We start from the raw sequence: 19,287 nt of genomic DNA on the forward strand, positions 1-19,287 counted from the left end.
AGACAAAACTATCCTTTTGTCGATCCCGCTTCGCCGCCCCGCGCGGCGCGGCCGCATACACCGTCCAACGAGACCGTCGCGCAACCCCGCCAAAATCGCTGCCAGCCATACCAGGCGTGGACTTCACGGCAGCGGCATGCTTCCGTCCCGATTTTCCTCACACATCCCTCTAAAGTTTTCGCCGGGTGCCGCCGTCAACCAGGAAAGGCGGGCAGCGCCACTCGCGATAAAGCGCAACGCCGAAAACGAACCTGATCCTGTCTGTACTCAGGCATTTTCCAAAACGAGGAAGCAAATGCTGAACATCAACACCAACATCCTTTCGCTGTCGACGCAGACGAATCTGTCGGGCTCGCAAAACGCGCTGTCGCAAGCGATCAACCGCCTGTCGTCGGGCAAGCGCGTGAACAGCGCGGCAGACGACGCAGCGGGCCTCGCAATCGCGACGACCCAGACGGCCGCGATCAACGCGCTGAACCAAGGCGTGTCGAACGCGAACAACGGCATCTCGATGGTCCAGACGACGGCCGGCGCGCTCCAGTCGATCGTCGACAACCTGCAACGTATCCGCCAGCTGGCAGTTGAAGCAGGCGACGGCTCGCTCGACTCCAACGCACGTGCAAACCTGCAGTCGGAAGTCTCGACCCGTCTGACGGAAATCTCGCGCGTCGCAACGCAAACGACGTTCAACGGTCAATCCGTCCTGCAAGGCCTGGGCACGGTCAGCTTCCAGATCGGCGCAATCAACGGCCAGACGATCGCAGCGAACTTCGGCGCGCAGAGCTGGGACTCGGCAAACCTCGGCCTCTCCGCGCTGACGGTTTCGAGCGTCACGGATTCGCAAGCCGCGATGGGCTCGATCGACGCAGTGCTGACGAAGGTCAACACGTTCCAGGCAACGCTCGGCGCAACGCAGAACACGTTCCAGTCGGCCATCACGAACACGCAGACGCAATCGACCAACATGTCGGCAGCCCGTTCGCAGATCACCGACGCGGACTTCGCGACGGAAACGGCGAACCTGAGCAAGGCGCAAGTGCTGCAGCAAGCAGGTATCTCGGTGCTGGCACAAGCGAACTCGCTGCCGCAGCAAGTCCTGAAGCTCCTGGGTTAATACCCCACGACCGGCGGCGCGCGTCTCGCGACGCGCCGTCCGCCGGCACGGGCGCCGCGACCTGGGTCCGGCGCCCGCGCCTTTTCATCGCGCACCCGGGAGGCTCACCTCCCGTTGCGCGCTTGTTCGACACCGACGCGCGATTCGCCCGAACCTGTCCGGCGATGCGGACCGGAGCACCCGAATGACCTCGACGACCACCACCACCACGTCCTCCAGCGACCTGAACACCGCGCTCCAGCAGGCTGCGCAGTCCCTCATCAGCGGCTCGACGAAGTCGTCGCTCGACGTCAATTCGCTCGTCTCCGCGCTCGTCACCGCGAAGACCGCCGCGCAAACGACCGCACTCGCGAACAAGCAAACGTCCGACAACACCGAACTGTCCGCGATCGGGCAGATCAAGTCGCAGCTCGCGGCGCTGCAAACGGCGCTGAAGGGCCTCACCGACGGCACGGCGCTGTCGGCACTGACCGCGACGGCCAGCGGCTCCGGCCTCACCGCCACCACCGCGAGCGGCGCGGCGGCCGGCACGTACGCGGTGAAAGTCAACGCGGTCGCGACCGCCAACTCGATTTCTTCGCCGGCGCTCACGTCGTCCGACACGATCGGCAGCGGCACGCTGACCGTCGGCGTCGGCACCGGCTCGATGCAGCTGTCGGTCTCGTCGACCGATACGCTCGCGACGATCGCCGCGAACATCAACAAGGCCTCGAACAACCCGGGCGTGACGGCCACCGTGATCAACGCGTCCGACGGCCAGCATCTGGTGCTCTCGTCGAACAACACCGGGGCGGCTAACACGGTGTCGATCACCGCGGGCGCCGGCCTGAACAGCAAGCTGGACTCGACGCAGTCGACCTACAACACGGTGACGCCCGCCGCGGACGCCAACATCACGATCGCCGGCAGCACCGTGACGAGCGCGACGAACCAGATCTCCAACGCGCTGACCGGCGTCACGCTGAACCTGACGGCCGCCGCGGTCAACACGACACAGACGCTTACGATCGCGCAGGACACGACCGGCATCACGACGGCGATCAACAATTTCGCGAAGGCGTACTCGACCTTCGTCACGACGGCATCGAGCCTGTCGTCGTACACGACCACGTCGTCGGGCTCGACGGCCGGCCCGCTGCTCGGCGACGCGATGCTGAACTCGATCACGAACGGCCTCGCGACCGCGCTCAGCGGCGGCGTCACGTCGGGCGGCAAGACCTACAGCCTGTCGTCGATCGGCATCAACCTGAACACCGACGGCACGCTCACGGTCGACAGCACGAAGCTGCAGACCGCACTCACGACCAACGGCTCGGCCGTCTCGGCGATCTTCAACTCGACGAACGGCGTCGGGGTCGCGCTGAACAACTTCGCGAATTCGTACTCGCAGACGGGCGGCCTGATCGACCAGCGCACGGCCTCGCTGAACAAGGACCTGTCGAATCTGCAGGACCAGGCGACGCAGCTGAAGAACTACCAGGACTCGCTCACGGCCCAGTACAACGCGCAGTTCACCGCGCTCAACACGCTGATGACGAAGATGCAGAACAACCAGCAGTACCTGACGCAGCTGTTCGGCGGTGCGAGCAGCGCCGGCACGCTCGCCACCAACAAGTGACGGACCGGCACCCGGCCGCCGCTCACGAGGACTACTCGCCATGGAACACACTTCGCTGACACGCGCGCTGGCGCTCACGCACGCGCTCGCGGACGCCGTCTCGCACGACGCATGGGAGCGCGCCGCCGCGCTCGTGGACGAACGCGCCACGCTGCTGATGTCGCTCGACGCGGATCAGACGCCGGATGCGCTCGCGATCGTCCGCGAGATCCAGCGGCTCGACGCGATCATCACCGAACAGGCGAAGGCCGGCCGCGAGCGGCTGATGACGAATCATCGGCTGGCGCTGCAGCGCATCGACGCGGCATCGCGTTATCAGTCGACCGGGATGCTCGGCTGAACCGCACCGACGCGTAACGAACGAGAACAACAACGACGCCCGCGAGGGCGCTCTCCTCGAAGAGCCGCAGCGATGCGGCTTCTTTTTTTGGGAATGTCCGCATGCGGCGCACCTCGCCGAAGCGCGCCGCGAAGCCCGGCGGCGCGGCGCCGGGCCGGCCGCGGCCGTTACGGCGCCGGCTCGCCGTCCGGGGCGCCGGCGAGCCACGCGTCCCACATGCCGTGGAACGCGTCCTCGAGGTGGCGGGCGAACCGCTTCGCGTCGCCGAGCGGCGAACGCTGCATCTGCTGACGCAACCCGGCACGCATCGCCGCGAGCTCGCCGCGATCGCGGGAGAACGCGACGGCCTTCGCGATGTAGTCCGCTTCGTCGCTCGCGATCCAGTCGCCGAGACCGGCCGCATGCAGCAGGCTCTCGCAGATGTGCGTGACGAACCGCTCTCCCTTCATCCCGAGCACCGGCACGCCCATCCACAGCGACTCGGCCGTGGTCGTGCCGCCCGGGTACGGGAACGGGCTCAGCATCACGTCCGCGCGGTTGTACGCAGCGAAGTACGCGTCGCGCGACGAGCCCTGCTCGAGGATCAGGCGATCGGCGTCGATGCCGTGCGCCGCGAAGCGCACGCGCGTCGCATCGCAGATGTCCTCGACCGCGAGTTCATACGCCTTGAGCAGCAGCTTCGCGCCCGGCACGGTGTGCAGCAGGCGCGACCAGACGCGCACCACGTCGTCGGTCACTTTCACGAGCTTGCCGAAGCAACCGAACGTGATGTGCCCGTTGCGCAGCATCGGCAGCGGGCCGACCTGCACGTCGTACGGCGGCGGCGTGAAGCACAGGTAGCTGTCCGGCAGCCGCCACGGCCGCTCGACGAAGTGCGCTTCCTCGGCGGCCGGCAGCACGTGCGCATCGCCGAGGAAATAGTCCATCTCCGCGATGCCGGTCGACGCGAAAAAGCCGAGCCAGCTCACCTGGATCGGCGCCGGCTTCCATGCAAAGGCAGGCAGCCGGTTGTGCGCCGTATGCCCGGCCAGATCGACAAGCACGTCGATCCGCTCGTCATAGATGCGTCGGGCCGTCTGCTCCGTCCCGAGATCCGTGATGCGATGCCAGCCGTCGAAATGCGGCTTTAGCCGCGCGGTGTAGTCGTCCTCGGTGTCGAACGTCGTGAACGCGACCAGTTCGAGCCGCGACCGATCGAGATGCGCGACCACGCTTTCGAGAAAGATGCCGACCGGGTGCCGCCGGAAATCGCCCGACACGAAGCCGACACGCAACCTGCGCCCGTTCAGCGGCGCCGGCCGGTGCCTCCACGGCTGCGCGTGCATCGACATGCGCGCGCCGAACACGCGCGCATCCGCCAGGTACGCATCCGGGTCGAAGCTGGTCTGGCCCGCGAGGCAGAACAGCAGCGACGTGTAGGTGCCCGGATTGTCGGGATCGCACTCCAGCGCGCGGCGATAGCACCGGATCGCCGCGTCGACGTCGCCGGTCTTGCGCAGCACGTCCGCGAGATGCGCATGCCGGCGCGCGGTGCCGGGTTCGAGTGCGACGGCGGCCTGCGCGCTTTCCAGCGCTTCATGGACGCGCCGCGCCTGGCACAGCGCGATCGACAGGTTCTGGTGAATGTCCGCCGAATCCGGATCGAATTCGAGCGCATGCCGGTACTGCACGATCGCGTCGTCGACGCGGTCCAGCCAGTAATACGCGTGGGCCAGGTTCACATAGCCTTCCGCGCGGCGCGGATCCAGCTCGATGGCCCGCTTGCCGGCCTCGACGGACTCCTCGATCCGGTTCTGGCTCTTCAGCGCCCGGCTCAGGTTGAGGTGTGCGTCGACGTCGCCGCCGGACAGCTCGACAACCCGTTCGAAATGCTCGATCGCTTCGTCGTTCCGGCCCGCTTCACGCAGCGCACTGCCGAGACAGTTGTGGACCTGCGGATCCAGCGGATCGAGTTCGACCGCCCGGCGCAGCGTCGCGATGGATTCGTCGAGGTCGCCGCGTGCGAGCAGCGCGGTGCCGAGATTGCCGTGCACGATCGCCCGGCCCGGGTTCAGCGCGACGGCCGCGCGGTAGCTGTCCACCGCCGCGTCGAATTTGCGCTGCGTCGTCAGCACGTTGCCGAGATTGTTGTACGCATCGGCGTAGCGCGGATCGTGTTCGATCGCCTTGCCGTATGCGAGCACCGCCGCATCCGCTTGCCCCATATCCTTCAGCGCGTTGCCCAGGTTGTTGTACGCCTGCGCATAGTCCGGCCGCAGCGCGATCGCCTGCGCGCAGTGCTGCATCGACGCATCCGGCTGCCGCGCCTCGCGCAGCGCATCGCCCAGGTTGTTGTGCGCTTCCGCGTAGTCCGGCTGTCGCTGCACCGCTTCGCGGTACTGAGCGATCGCATCGTCGAGCCGGCCTCGCTCGCGCAGCGCGTTGCCCAGATTGTTGTGATAGATCGCGCTCGGATACGCGTCGATCGAGCGGCGCATCAGCGCGATCCCCTCTTCCGGCTGCCCTGCCTGACAGGTCAGCAGCCCGAGAAAATGCAGCGCGTCCGGATGCGCGGGCTCGTGCGCAAGCAGCTGCTCGTAGCCCGCCTTCGCGTCGCCCAGCCGGCCCGCCTGGTGATGCGCCAGTGCGGCGCCGAGAATGTCCGTGGTCTGTTGCATGTCGTCGTTTCGTCGTTCGCGCGCCGCCCTGCCGGGCGGCTCAATTCCGTTCGTCGCCCGCTGCGGCCCGCTCGTCGGCGCCCGCGTTCGTCCTGTCCATCCACATCCCGTGAAACGCCTCCTCGAGATGTTTCGCGAAGCGCGGCGCGTCGCACAGCGGCGACGCGAGCAGCCGCGCGCGCAATGCCTGCCGCAGCACACCGAGCCGCTGCGGATCGGCCGCGGCGGCCACGGCCTTCGCGACGTAGTCGTCTTCGTCCTGTGCGATCCAGTCACCGAGGCCGACCGTCTGCAGCACGCTCTCGCAGATGTGCGTGACGAACCGCCCTCCCTTCATCCCGAGCACCGGCACGCCCATCCACAGCGACTCGGCCGTGGTCGTGCCGCCCGGGTACGGAAACGGGCTCAGCATCATGTCGACGCGGTGATAGGCCGTCAGGTAATCGGCGCGCGGCGAGCGGCCTTCCATCACCAGCCGGCTCGCGTCGATCCCGTGGCGGGCGAACCGCTCGACCGTCCGGCGCACCGCATGCGCGCCGTCGAGCTCGCCCGCCTTCAGGAACAGCCGCGCGCCCGGCACCGCGGCAAGCACGCGCGACCACACGCGCACGACCGCATCGTTCATCTTCCCGAGCTTGCCGAAATAGCCGAACGTCGTCACCCCGTTCTCGCGTTGCGGCAACGGACCGACGTCGACCGCAGGATGCGGCGGCGTGAAGCACAGATAGCTGTCGGGCAGCCGCCACGGCCGCTCGACGAAATGCGCTTCCTCGTCGGCCGGCAGCACGTGCCGGTCGCCCAGCACGTAGTCGATCGCGCGCAGCCCCGTCGACGCGAAGAAGCCGATCCACGTGACCTGCACCGGCGCGGGCTTCCATGCGAACACGCCGAGCCGGTTTAGCGCCGTGTGGCCCGACAGGTCGACGAGGACGTCGATGCCATCCGCACGAATCCGCTGCGCCGCCTGTTCGTCCGACAGGTCGAGAAACGGATGCCACGCGTCGAAATACGGTTTCAGGCGCGCGGTCGTGTCGTCTTCCGCCGCCGACGTCGGATAGGCAATCAATTCGAGCCGGTGTCGATCGAGATGCGCCAGCACGCCTTCGAGGAAAATGCCAACCGGATGCGTCACCAGGTCGCCCGACACCCAGCCGATGCGCAGTCGCCCGCCCGACGGGCGCGCGCCGGTGTCGACATGCGCGAGCGGCCGTGCATCGGCTTCGACGTGTTCGCCGAAATGCCGTGCGGCACGGCGCGTCTCTTCCTGGTCGATCGACGGATGCGTGGCGAGCGCGAAGATCAGCCGGTCGTGCAGGACCGGATTCGTCACGTCGAGCTCGACCGCGCGGCGGTAATGCGCGAGTTCGCCATCCACATCGCCGAGCATGCCGAGCACGTCGCCGAGCGTCATGTGCGCGGGCGCCGCGCGGTCGTTCAATGCGAGCGCCGCGCGCGCGTGATGCAGCGCGTCGTCGGCGCAGTTCTGCTTCAGCAGCACCATCGCGCAGCGATGATGCGCGTCGACGTCGTTCGCATCGAGTTCGGTCGCGGCCCGGTAGCACATGACGGACGCGTCGTACTTGCCCAGATCGTGATACATGTCGCCGAGCATGCGGTAGGCGGGACCGTGATCGGGCGCCAGCTCGAGCGCACGCGTCATGCACTGGGCCGCACGCGCCGTCTGCCGCCGGCGGTACAGCACCTCCGCGAGGCCCGCGTGCGCGTCGGCGCGCAGCGGCGACAGTTCCGCGGCGCGCTCGAACTGCTCGATCGCCGCGTCGGCCAGCCCTGCGTCGCGCAACGCGGTACCGAGATCGACGCGCGCCTGCGCGTCGGCGGGCGCCAGTTCGACGAGACGGCGCAAGGTCGCGATCGCCTCGTCGCGGTCGCCGCGCGCAAGCAGCGCCGCGCCGAGATTGCGGTGCGCGATCGGGCTGGCCGGGGCCAGCGCGACGGCCGCGCGGTAGCTGTCCACCGCCGCGTCGAACTTGCGCTGCGTCGTCAGCACGTTGCCGAGATTGTTGTACGCATCGGCGTAGCGCGGGTCATGCTCGATCGCCTTGCCGTATGCGAGCACCGCCGCATCCGTCTGCCCCAGGTCCTTCAGCGCGTTGCCCAGGTTGTTGTACGCCTGCGCATAGTCCGGCCGCAGCGCGATCGCCTGCGCGCAGTGCTGCATCGACGCATCCGGCTGCCGCGCCTCGCGCAGCGCATCGCCCAGGTTGTTGTGCGCTTCCGCGTAGTCCGGCTGTCGCTGCACCGCTTCGCGGTACTCAGCGATCGCATCGTCGAGCCGGCCTCGCTCGCGCAGCGCGTTGCCCAGATTGTTGTGATAGATCGCGCTCGGATACGCGTCGATCGAGCGGCGCATCAGCGCGATCCCTTCCTCCGGCTGCCCTGCCTGACAGGTCAGCAGCCCGAGGAAATGCAGCGCGTCCGGATGCGCGGGCTCGCGCGCGAGCAGCTGCTCGTAGCCCGCCTTCGCGTCGCCCAGCCGGCCCGCCTGATGATGCGCCAGTGCGGCGCCGAGAATGTCCGTGGTCTGTTGCATGTCGTCGTTTCGTCGTTGCGTCGTTTCGCGCGCGGTCCGGTCGATGAGTCAGCCGAGCGGGCGGGCGATGTCGCCGGCCCGGTCCGCGCGACGGGCCCACATTCCGTGGAACGCGTCCTCGAGATGCCGCGCGAAGCGCGGCGCATTGCACAGCGGCGATGCGATCAACTGCATGCGCAGGCCGGTCCGCAGCAGCCGCAGTTGCGCCAGATCGGTCGCGAAGGCCGCGGCCTTCGCGACGTAGTCGTCTTCGTCGCGCGCGACCCAGTCGGCCAGGCCAACCGTCTGCAGCAGGCTTTCGCAGATGTGCGTGACGAACCGGTCGCCCCGGATGCCGAGCACGGGCACGCCCATCCACAACGCATCGGCGGTCGTCGTGCCCCCCGAATACGGGAACGGGCTCAGCATCACGTCGACGCGACGGTACGACGCCAGGTATTCGCCGCGCGGCGCATTCGGCTCGAGCAGCAGCCGCGCCGGATCGATGCCGTGCTGCGCGAACCGCTCGCGCGTGCGGCGCACCGCGTACGCGCCGGCCAGCTCGCTCGCCTTGAGCAGCAGCCGCGACCGGGGCACCGCCGCGAGCACCCGCGACCAGACGCGCACGACCGCGTCGCTCATCTTCCCGAGCTTGCCGAAATAGCCGAACGTCACCGCGCCGCCGGCCAGCTGCGGCAGCGGGCCCGGCACGATCGCATCACGCGGCGGCGTGTAGCACAAATAGCTGTCGGGCAGGCGCCACGGCCGCTCGACGAAATGCGCTTCCTCGTCGGCCGGCAGCACGTGGCGATCGCCCAGCACGTAATCGATCGCGTCGAGCCCGGTGGTCGCGACATAGCCGATCCACGACACCTGCACCGGCGCCGGCTTCCACGCGAACAGCGCGAGCCGGTTGAAGATCGTGTGGCCCGCCGCGTCGATCAGGATGTCGATCGCATCGTCGCGAATTCGCCGGGCCGCGGCCTCGTCGCTCAGCGCGGCGAGGCTCGTCCAGCCCGCGAACAGCGGGCGCAGCCGCTGTGTCAGGTCGTCCTCGACATCGCGGGTGGGATACGCGACGAACACCACGCGCGTGCGATCGGTCGCGCGCAGCACGCTTTCGAGGAAATAGCCGACCGGATGATGCTTCAGGTCGCCCGATACGATGCCGACCCGCAGCGGTCTCGCGCCATCTGCCGTCGGCCACGAGCGGTACGGCACCGCTCGCGCGGCGGCCTGCGCGCCGTAATGCCGCGCGGCATCGAAATGAACGTGCGGCGCGGCGGCCGCGCTGTAATTCAACGCGAACAGCAGGTTGTCGTGCGGCTCGAGCAGGTCTGGCCGCAACGCGATCGCGGCGCGGTAGCCTTCAAGCGCGGCCTCCAGTTCGCCCGCATCGAGCATCGCGTTCGCGAGATTGTTGTAGGCCTGCGCGTGGTCGGGCCGCAGCCGGATCGCCGTGCCCAGCGCCTCCACCGCGCCTTCGCAATCCTTCAGCGTGCGCAACGCGTTGCCGAGGTTGTTGTACGCGTCCGCATCGTCCGGCTGCAGCGCGAGCGCCTGCCGGAAGCACTCGGCCGCCGCCGCGGGCCGGTTGTGCGCGGCCATCACGGTGCCCAGGTTGTAGTAATAGCGTGCCTGCGGATCGCGCCGGATCGCGTCCGCGATCGCCGCGACGGCAGCGTCGAAGTCGCCGCGGCGAAACGCGACCAGCCCGTGCACGTGCAGCGCCTCGGCCCGCTCGGGCTCGCGCTGCCGCACCTGCCGGCACAGACGCTCTGCAGCGTCGAGCCGGCCCGCGTCGTAATGGTCCAGCGCGGACGCCAGCAGCGCCTCGACTGGCGTGTCCGCGCCGGACGGGTATCCGCGTTCGAGGAGGTTTTCGTTCATAGGCGGGGCTTCCGCTGGGTCCGCTGGGTCTGCTGGGTCTGCGATAGGCATGGATGACGAACCGGCCGCCCGGGCGACTGCCCCGGACGATGCCCGGACGGCGCTTCCGGCGTGCGACAGCCGGCGCCCCCGCCGTCAGGCCGGGGGGCGCCGGGGTCGCATGAAAGGCAGGCGCGGACACGCCGGCGCGTCGGCGCCGACGGCAGGAAACTCGCGGATATTGTCGCGACGTTCGCTGTGTTTCGAAGGGACGATCAGTCGAGCAAAACGCCCGTAATTCGTCGCATCGCGGGACGGGTGGCGTCTCGGGGGCGGTCTGGCGACTTGGCGCTCGGCGGCCGGCACGTGCGCGGACCGTGCGATACCGGCACGATGCGCGCGAGCGCGTGGCCGATCAGGTTCAGGTTTCGCGGTCTCGTTGACCGGCTTGTCGATGTTGACCGCGCCGAACGAGCCGGCGGCCGATCGCGCCGCGGGCAACTCGCAATGACGTCAGGTGCTCGACGAACATCCGTCGCGGCTGCTGGTCGTGCTGGAATCGAGGCAAAAGAACCGAGAAGCGACTGGAGAAGGACAACAAGTCGCATGATCATGGCGACGAAAACAAAAGCGAAGATAAAACTGCCGCGGGTGGTTTTCTTTCACGTGCCGCTTTTGCGGCCACGGTGAATTTTTGTACTTGAGTCGCCCCACCCAACGACAAAAACGATGATCTTGTTACAGATCCCATCACCAAAATAACGCATCACCCGCTCAGTTCACACATGCGACTCACTATTGGAATACACATCAGCAACAAACACGGGCGGCGCGCACTACAAACCCGACACTCCGCCGCCTTAACACCGTTAAATCAAGCACATACTTAATTTTCCATTCCACCCAAAAACCTCAACCAATAATTTGATTGCAGCTCAAATTTATTTAAAACCGTCACCAATTAAAATCAAGAGTCACATCAATTATTTACAATCCCAAATCCTGCGATATGTGACAGGTAGCATTTTTCAATCCTCCTCCTAATATTCGCTTGCCGAGCCGATTAAAGCCCGGCGAATACCGCATCGACGGGGTGAATTTTCGAAGATCGATCAGGAGAGTAAAAATGGGCGTCTATATTATTGAATATGCTCAAGATCCGACTTATGTGATTGGCGTGACCGATCAGTCGCAGGACAGCGGAGTCGTACTGCGAAGCAAGAACGGGCTGCCGCCTCGCTATGCATTCTGGGATGTCAACTTCGATACGGGCATCATCTCGTTGAACGGGAGCGGCGGCGTGCTTGCGATCGGCGCGGACCGAATCGCGCCGGAAGCCCTGCTGCGGCTCAAGCCGACCCCCGCCGCGATCCAGTGGGACTTCTTCTCTCATCCCGGATACATCGTGCCGCGGGCCGACGAAAGCCTGTGCCTCGACGACAAGGGCCGTGTCGTCAGCAACGGGAATCCGCTCTGGCTATATCCGATCAACGGCTCGCCGGCCCAACAGTGGCGTCTGGTTCCGTTGAACAACCTGAAGTCGTTCGAGTAACCCGCGGATCGCGGCCGGCCCCGCTCGCGGCGCGCGGCTTTCGCGGCTCGCGCGTCGTCTGGATTGGTTGCACCGGGGAGACATCGAATGCGCCGCGCGCGACGAAAGCCCGCTGAACTCCGTTCGGCGGGCTTCTTTTTTGGTTCGTCGCGGATTAGCGGGAAACGCTGGCGCACGCTGCAATCCAGTTGCGCGACGGAACACGACGAACGGGGAAATTCGCTGGAAGCCTAATCAGGCCATTTGGCAAGCGCACGAAAGCTGTTCCCCTTCCGATGGGAGATTGTGACGTGTTGACGCTGCTTCAGGGCGTGGCGCTTGACCGTGTTGAGGCTACGGCGGTCGAAGTTCGCGCTGCTACCGCTATTGCCCTTCCCTCTACGCGAAGGAAGGTGAAGCCGGCAAGAAGGACGAGCAGGCCAAGCGGGCGAAAAACGCGGCCAGCCGATTCTCGCCATCTGCTCCTCCGCGTCTCTTCGTCAGTAACCGCGACAAGTAGGAGGATGAGTAACAGGTGCCGACACACTTTGACGCAGCGCCGCATTGTGATTACAATCCGTGCCGCGGGGTGGAGCAGTCTGGCAGCTCGTCGGGCTCATAACCCGAAGGTCATAGGTTCAAATCCTATCCCCGCAACCAACATCGAAGCCCGCTATGCGAAAGCAAGCGGGCTTTTTGCTTTCGCGCCAGAGCGCTGTGTGCGTCTGAATGATGCACCTTACTCGCCGACATCTCGGATATCGAGGCGGTCGACCCACTAAACCAAACCTCGTCCCGCGCGGGGCTTTTCACTCGTGCTACCGCTTGACGACTGTGTCGTCGAGCTGATGTTCGGTGATCGGCAAATGGACCGGCATCGCACACGCGCGCAGGTTTTGCCCTCATGCTGCCCTAGCGGAGCATGGCGGAAGATCAATTCGAGGAATAAAACTGCTGAGAGCCTGACTAGGCTTGGCGCGCCCGGCTGGGATCGAACCAGCAACCCCTGCCTTCGGAGTTTTATCGGCCCGTCATAACGTGTTTGAAATCAATGCCTTGCACGACTCGCAAAAGGTAAAACCAAGGCTACACAAGGTCATTCAGGGCTGCACAAGCTCAGTCAAACTGAAATTCCACTGTAGTGACGCGCGGGGTTCGCGCCACAACTGAACCGCGCAGGAATTCAATGTTCGCCCGCTTCGTCGCATTCAGGCCGCCGCCTCGCCGGATGCGCCGGCCGCGCCTGAACTGCCGTTTCCGCCGGCTTACCTGACTCGTCGGTGGGGGTCGACAATTCACCCAGGAGCTGAAACAGACCCATCGGCTTGACTGGCGTTGAGCAACGCGCGATGAGTTCGTTATGTGCCCGCTGAAGCTGCCACATCTTCTCCAGAATATCGGCCTTTTCCCGCTCCCATGCGGCCATTTCGGCCACTTCGTAAAGTTCGCCGATGAGCATCCCGCCCAGCCAGTACAGCACGAGCTTGGGATTCTGGCGTGCGAATGTACCGCGCTCGACCGCCTTGCCTCCAAGCGTTATGACCTCTGCAGCCGCGTCACGGCCACCACATAAATCCATGATGATCCGTTCTGGGTGGGGCTGCGCCTCGATCCAACCCTCGATCGTGAAATCGACGGCATTCCGGATACCGTGCGCACACGCGTTTCGCATCTGGCCCAGGATTTTGAGGTAGGCAGTTGCATCCGAAAACTCGAGCAAACCCAGCTTCGTCGCGACCGCAATCCTCCCTGTAGGGCCAGACATTGGCATGCGGCGGAAAATAGACTCTAGTTCCGTCCCTATCTTCTTCTCGATCGCATGATTCAATGTCCCCTCTATGAGCGCGTGCAGTTGAATTACGAACGACCCAATCACGCTCTTCGTAGATCGACTTGAAGAAGCCCGCGGGCAAGCCAAGCGCATCGATGAGCGCGGCGATGCTTTTCCCGTAAGCCTCCGCGTCGTTATTCGAATCGACTTCGTTCGCCATGCAGTCCCCCATGTGGTGCGACCGTTCGTCTAGTGACGCGAGCCCCGACTTTTACCCTACGTCGCTCGCGCGACCGTCAGGCGCTCGGGGGCAACCTCTCACTCCACAAAGTCGGCGCGGTGTGATTGCTCATTATGGGCGAGGTTCCTGCTGCCAGCGCCAAATGCGCACAGGCATACGGCGCCACATTGCGCCGAGCACGTACAACGCGCCCCGCTTCAGCGGCGCAGCTGCGGGACGCTCAATCGCAACGTGCACAAGCAGTGCGGCCCCGATCGCCGCGACGACTACACCCCAAAACAGTACGACTTGGTCGACGGCCGCACCGACTTCGTTGAACAGCATGTAGCCGACGTTCTGATGGATCAAGTACAGCGGATAGCTGACCGCACCGAACCAAACCCATCGCGAGCTGTTGAGCATCGGCCTGTGGCGCAACGCGAGCGTAAGCATCACAACAAAAAACGAGGTCATCGCGGCCGCTACGACCACCGGATTCAGAGGCTTCCCGAAGTTCTCGCTGAAGTACGGCAGGAGCTGGAATTCGTGATAGAGCGAGAGCGCCCAGGCGGCGCAGACGAGCGCGATGCGCGATCGCGACAGGCCGCGTGCGCGGATGAGAAAGCACGCAGCGCCGGCGATGAAGAATCCAGCATAGTCCGTCACCAGAAAGCCCTTGAGCTTGATGATGGGGAACAGGTTCACAAGCACGGTCGCGACGAGCCAAACGAACAGCCAGCGCTCGGCGCGATGGATCTGGCCGATGATGAGCAGAATGCCGACCAGGCGGTAGAACCGCAGCTCCGCGCCGAGCGACCAGTACGCGCCGTCGATCGGATCGGCGCCGAAGCCACCGCCGAGCGTCACCAGGTTCACCAGGTATTGCGGCCACGTCGCGGTGAATCGATCGCCGCCGATCGCGAGCGTCACGAAAAAAGTGATCGTGCAGCAGACCCAGAACGCGGGTAGGAGGCGAGATGCGCGTGACGCGATGAAGCGCTTGATGCTTCCGTCGCCCGCCGTCATCAGGATCACAAAGCCGCTGATCATAAAAAACAGGTGCACGCCCAGAAATCCGTACTGCGCGATCGGCTCGAGCGCCGGATAGTGCATGGTCGTCAGGTCGTCGCCGGCGTAGCCTCGAAAGGCATAGTGAAAGAACACAACGGCGATGGCAGCAAGGAAGCGGAGCAGGTCAAGCTCGGGAATTCGGGAAAACTTCACGGTCGAATCTTGTTGGAATTGAGAACGCGTCGGCCCGACGCTCACGCAAACACCGGCCATCCCCATACGCCGCTTGCGCGGCCGGCTGGCACTTGGAGGGCAGGCTCTTACTGCACGAAGCCGGTGCCGCGTGAGCGGCGATTATGGCCGAACCGCCGAAAGCAGGCCACGAAACACAGAGACTGCATAACCAGGGTGCATAAAGGTGCATAGAAGAAACGTCCCGCCGATCGCCGCGCGGCCCGTGCCGGCCGGCCCTGTGCTGCCTGTGCATGCGTGCATAAAATCCACTCGCTTTTGCGGGCAGGTGGGGCAGGGTCACAACTGCGTGCGACGACGCATCGATTCGCATCGTCGCGCATCAAAACGCATGATTTCCGCGCACGGGAAAACGCCCGAAATTCCACACCACAAGGGCCGTCGAGCCTAGTAGCCGGGTGCATTAAAACCACCCTGTCAAGCGAAGCCCGCAGGCGGGGAGGGGACTGCGCGGCGGCCTATGCGGCATAGCCCCGCCCCATACCCCATCCTCACCTCTCCGGCCCCTGCCGGACAGCACGACAACCGCGCGAGGACACCGGCCTTAAGGCGACCGCCCCTCCCGCACACCAAACCAACAAACGGCAATAGCACCTCTATTCGTGCCACCGCCAGACACAAAAAAGGGCTGCGACCGGTTGCCCGGTACACAGCCCTGTCGCATGAATTCGACTAGCGCTAATGCGCGAGGTCGCCAGCGGGTCAAGTGCGAAATCGTCTGGATCGCCATCGTGATTGCCTCATACCCACTCACTCTTCACCAATCGCCCACCAAAATATCTGACTCGTCTCATATCAATCGGCTACCCTCTTCGATACCCTGATTTTGGATTAATCCCCAATCTTCATCGCATTTTTAAATGCCATCAGGAATGCCGCCATAAATGATAAATAAAATTAAGTACACTACAGCAACAGCACTCGTCGCACTTCTCCCCCTAAACTCGACTGCTGCGGTAGGAAACAGCACTTGTTACCCATTGTTCGAAAAAACAAAGGCAATCCCCGGAGAACCGTCTTGCAGACTTACCGCATCCACCGCCAATGTTGGAATGGGCTCCTCGTACTGCACAGCCACCATAACATACATCAATGACTATTGCGGAGACTTGTGTTATTCATCCGTCGCGAAACTCGGTCAATTGGACAGGCCCGCTGGCGCGACTTCCAATGGATTTATCAACAACCAAACCTGCATTGCCAAAGATGCCTGCATTAACAAGTCGACATTACAGAATCAGAAGTGGCTCGATGCTGTGGTCCCCGATTTTGTCGACCCGCTCATTCGAAAGAGTGGACAATGGCCACAAGTCTTGCAAAACTGCAAATTTCTTTCTAGCGGAATCCCTCAATTCATCAGAGAAAAGTGGTGCGAAGGCCATATGGCAAAGTATCACATTGAAAACGATCTTCAAAACTCTCTAAACAAGAATGGATGCGGCACCGAATCCGACTGGAATTCAATTGGAACCGTTATCAACAAATGCGTAAAGGATGCAAACCCTATACCAGGCATGGGAAATGTTGCCAACCAAATTGTGCAATATCTGCGCGACTCCGTACGAGCATCCTGCATTGCGCATCGAACTCAAAACAACCTTCCCATTGAATCCAACTAACACCATGACCAAGACAATAAACATGCTCTCAAAGTTTTTGTTTTCCGCAGCATTCTTTGTGGCAGTCAACCCCTCATTTTCCCAGCCTAACAATGATCAGCCGAACGCTTTACTTGAAATTAGCATAAACGGCGTCGTTCACAAAGGCGAGGTCGAACTCATGGCAGAGGGAATTAACGACGCAGCGACAACACGCCAATTCATCGAGCAGAACAGCATTCGTCTTCCCAAAGGTGGAAGCGTCCAATTAAAAATCACGCTCATTACTAGTGATGGCAAACGGCAAGATGTGACCAATAACGTTTCAAATATGTGGACCTTGAATCAGACCGGCTGGCTTTTTCAAGTAAAAGCACCTGGACTGCTCGTCCAACAGCCCGGGCCAGCATACGCAAGCAACCAGACTCTCATGAATTCAACATTTGGAGAAATTACGTATGTCTACAAGAATGGAAATGTCATCGCTTACAACAGCGTTTATGTACGAGTGGTTAAGTGATCTGATTTCACATAATTAACTTCCAAGCAGCACGCCAACCCATCGGGAATTACGATTTATATTTTATGTCGCCGAAACGGACTAAGCACTGACGGAGTGTACTCCATAATGCCGCACTACCGCTTCGGCTAGTGGGGGGGCGCATCACAACGTCTTTCGTATATGCTTTTTCCATTGCGATTATATCGATGAAGCAACATCGCCCTGAAAAAATAATCGTGCAAAATATGACAAAAGAAGCTGAATGTGCGAACTTCTCAAGTGAACCTGGTAAATCAGATCAGTTCATTGCTCTTTTTTCGGGACTGGTGCTGGCGGAATCTCATAGTCGTCAAACGCCACAACCGCCTCACCAAGCCAGTCATTCAGCTCGGCGAAGCGGGTCTGCGGCGCTCGAACGTGACCGGGTTACAGTGGTCGCAGGTCGACATCGTGCGGCGCGTCGCTTGGATTCATCCGGACCAGGCGAAGGCAAAGAAGGCGATCACCGTTCCGCTGTCCGATACGGCCATTGCAGTCCTACTGCGCCAGCGTGCAAAGAAGCGGGCACCCGAGTTCGTCGACAGCGTGTTCGTGTACCAGGGCCGGCCGGTGTATCAGACCGTGACGGCCGCGTGGAGCAAGGCGCTGAAGCGCGCCGGCATCCGTGATTTCCGCTGGCACGATCTGCGGCACACCTGGGCGAGCTGGCACGTCCAGCGCGGCACGCCGTTGCAGGTCTTGAGGAGTTGGGTGGGTGGGAAACGCTCGAAATGGTGCAGCGCTATGCACACCTGTCGGCCGCTCACCTGGCGCAGTGGGTACAGCCACATCTGCCTATTGCCCAGGTCATCGAACTGTCGCGCGAAACAGCGTCAGCGCCGCCGGAAACACTGCTGACCGCAGCCGGCTAACTGTAATTTCACTGTACCGGGGGAACACGATGAAGTAGCGAAACCGCTGAAAGCCTGATCAGGCTTTTTGGCGCGCCCGGCTGGGATCGAACCAGCAACCCCTGCCTTCGGAGGGCAGTACTCTATCCATTGAGCTACGGGCGCGTGTGACAGTGAAACGACCCCAATAAACCGGCCGCCCACCATTGGCAAGACGGCAAGGATACCCGGTTTCCCATGAAGCGTCCACCTTGCCCGCAGAATCCCCGTCAGGCCCCCATTCGTGCGGGTAAACACGCGCCTTCGCGCCGCTCGCCGTGATGTAAACGTTCCGTCTATAATCGTCCGTGCTTCATTGGACTGCCATTTTGCCGTTGCACCGCGCTCACAATTCCTATTCACGGAGACGAGGCAAGCATGAGCGAAGCACCCCACGAATCTCCCGTCAAAACCCCCGGGCAGCTGATTGCCGTCGTCATCGCATCATTCGCGATTCCGATTGCCCTGATCGTCCTGTTTGCCACCTATGCCAACCACGCGTTCCGCTCGGGCGCCGGCACGGACGCGCTATCGGACGAACAGGTCGCCGCGCGGATCGCGCCGCTCGCGAAGGTCGACGTGAAGGACGCCAACGCGCCCCGCACGTACAAGACCGGCGAGGAAGTCTACAAGGCCGTGTGCGTGACGTGTCACGGCACGGGCGCCGCCGGCGCGCCGAAGTTCGGCAACAAGGACGACTGGGCACCGCGCATCTCGCAAGGCTTCGACACGCTGCTCAAGACGGCGCTGTCGGGCAAGGGCGCGATGCCGCCGCGCGGCGGTACGAATCCCGATGACGTCAGCGACTATGAAATCGCGCGCGCGATCGTCTACATGGCGAACAACGACGGCGCGAACTTCCCCGAGCCGGCTGCCCCGGCCGCCAATGCGGCGCCGGCGGCGAGCGGCGCGGCGGGTGCGGCAGGCGCGTCGGGCGCCGACGCGTCGAACGCGCAGGCCGCCGCTGCAATGGCCGCAATCGCCGCGATTCCGAAGGCCGGCGAAAAGCCCGCGGCCGCGCCGACCAGCGCCGACGCCGCATCGGCCGGCAAGGCGCTGTATACGCAGGTCTGCCAGGCGTGTCACGCGGCCGGCGTGCTCGGCGCGCCGAAGTTCGGCAGCAAGGAGGACTGGGCACCGCGCCTGAAGGACTCGATGGATACCGTCTACAACTACGCGCTGCACGGCAAGGGTGCAATGCCGCCGAAGGGCGGGTCGAGCGCGTCCGACGCCGACGTGAAGGCGGCCGTCGACTACATGGTCAACGCGTCGAAGTAACGCCTGCCGGCCAGAAAAAACCCCCGCAGCGCACGCGCATCGCGGGGGTTTTCTTTTGCCGGCGCGG

At 63.7% G+C, this 19,287-nt stretch carries 11 protein-coding genes, 2 tRNA genes and 1 pseudogene; 8 read left to right on the top strand and 6 right to left on the bottom strand.

Annotated elements, in window-relative coordinates; genetic code table 11:
- Window positions 1-295: 295 nt before the first annotated feature.
- The 3 genes from HWX25_RS06410 (at window position 296) to HWX25_RS06420 (ending at window position 3,072) form a co-directional block, all read left to right on the top strand.
- Window positions 296-1,114, top strand: a complete 819-nt coding sequence (locus HWX25_RS06410; protein ID WP_175907747.1) for a flagellin domain-containing protein — start codon at window positions 296-298, stop codon at window positions 1,112-1,114.
- A gap of 184 nt (window positions 1,115-1,298) precedes the next feature.
- Window positions 1,299-2,732, top strand: coding sequence for a flagellar filament capping protein FliD (fliD, locus tag HWX25_RS06415; protein WP_059691527.1), 1,434 nt, complete (start codon window positions 1,299-1,301; stop codon window positions 2,730-2,732).
- Window positions 2,733-2,772: 40 nt separating this feature from the next.
- Window positions 2,773-3,072, top strand: coding sequence for a flagellar protein FliT (locus HWX25_RS06420; protein ID WP_059533511.1), 300 nt, complete (start codon window positions 2,773-2,775; stop codon window positions 3,070-3,072).
- A gap of 167 nt (window positions 3,073-3,239) precedes the next feature.
- Here HWX25_RS06420 and HWX25_RS06425 read toward each other — a convergent pair whose 3' ends face one another.
- The 3 genes from HWX25_RS06425 to HWX25_RS06435 are packed head-to-tail and all read right to left on the bottom strand — an operon-like array spanning window position 3,240 to window position 10,149.
- Window positions 3,240-5,729, bottom strand: coding sequence for a tetratricopeptide repeat protein (locus tag HWX25_RS06425; protein WP_175907748.1), 2,490 nt, complete (start codon window positions 5,727-5,729; stop codon window positions 3,240-3,242).
- Window positions 5,730-5,769: 40 nt separating this feature from the next.
- The gene (locus tag HWX25_RS06430) at window positions 5,770-8,280 is read right to left on the bottom strand and encodes a glycosyltransferase family 41 protein (RefSeq protein WP_175907749.1); all 2,511 of its coding nucleotides are present in this window, start codon (window positions 8,278-8,280) and stop codon (window positions 5,770-5,772) included.
- 48 nt (window positions 8,281-8,328) lie between these two features.
- The gene (locus HWX25_RS06435; protein WP_175907750.1) at window positions 8,329-10,149 is read right to left on the bottom strand and encodes a glycosyltransferase family 41 protein; all 1,821 of its coding nucleotides are present in this window, start codon (window positions 10,147-10,149) and stop codon (window positions 8,329-8,331) included.
- Window positions 10,150-11,254: 1,105 nt separating this feature from the next.
- Between HWX25_RS06435 and HWX25_RS06440 the strand changes: the two genes are divergently transcribed.
- Window positions 11,255-11,680: an RICIN domain-containing protein gene (locus HWX25_RS06440; RefSeq protein WP_175907751.1), complete on the top strand. Its 426-nt coding sequence runs from the start codon at window positions 11,255-11,257 to the stop codon at window positions 11,678-11,680.
- 562 nt (window positions 11,681-12,242) lie between these two features.
- A tRNA-Met gene (locus tag HWX25_RS06445) sits at window positions 12,243-12,319 on the top strand.
- Between the two features lie 523 nt (window positions 12,320-12,842).
- On the opposite strand, the gene HWX25_RS06450 is transcribed toward HWX25_RS06445, so the two are convergent.
- Together HWX25_RS06450 and HWX25_RS06455 are read right to left on the bottom strand one after the other, a co-directional pair.
- Entirely contained in the window at window positions 12,843-13,487 is a 645-nt protein-coding gene (locus HWX25_RS06450) for a hypothetical protein (protein WP_175907753.1), read from the bottom strand.
- Window positions 13,488-13,782: 295 nt separating this feature from the next.
- A complete protein-coding gene (locus HWX25_RS06455; RefSeq protein WP_244138739.1) occupies window positions 13,783-14,874 on the bottom strand; it encodes an acyltransferase in 1,092 nt (363 codons plus the stop codon).
- A 1,614-nt stretch (window positions 14,875-16,488) separates the two neighbouring features.
- Between HWX25_RS06455 and HWX25_RS06460 the strand changes: the two genes are divergently transcribed.
- Both HWX25_RS06460 and HWX25_RS06465 read left to right on the top strand, forming a co-directional pair.
- A complete protein-coding gene (locus HWX25_RS06460) occupies window positions 16,489-17,031 on the top strand; it encodes a hypothetical protein (RefSeq protein ID WP_175907755.1) in 543 nt (180 codons plus the stop codon).
- Window positions 17,032-17,412: 381 nt separating this feature from the next.
- Window positions 17,413-17,924, top strand: a pseudogene (locus HWX25_RS06465) (site-specific integrase); the annotation flags it as partial.
- 68 nt (window positions 17,925-17,992) lie between these two features.
- Here the strand turns inward: HWX25_RS06465 and HWX25_RS06470 are convergent.
- Window positions 17,993-18,068 (bottom strand) — tRNA-Arg (locus tag HWX25_RS06470).
- Window positions 18,069-18,320: 252 nt separating this feature from the next.
- Here HWX25_RS06470 and HWX25_RS06475 point away from each other — a divergent pair.
- Complete coding sequence (locus tag HWX25_RS06475) at window positions 18,321-19,220, top strand: c-type cytochrome (RefSeq protein ID WP_175907757.1); 900 nt, start codon at window positions 18,321-18,323, stop codon at window positions 19,218-19,220.
- Window positions 19,221-19,287: the final 67 nt, after the last annotated feature.

The organism is Burkholderia sp. BCC1640 (assembly GCF_902833125.1).
Taxonomy (GTDB): Bacteria; Pseudomonadota; Gammaproteobacteria; order Burkholderiales; family Burkholderiaceae; genus Burkholderia; species Burkholderia diffusa.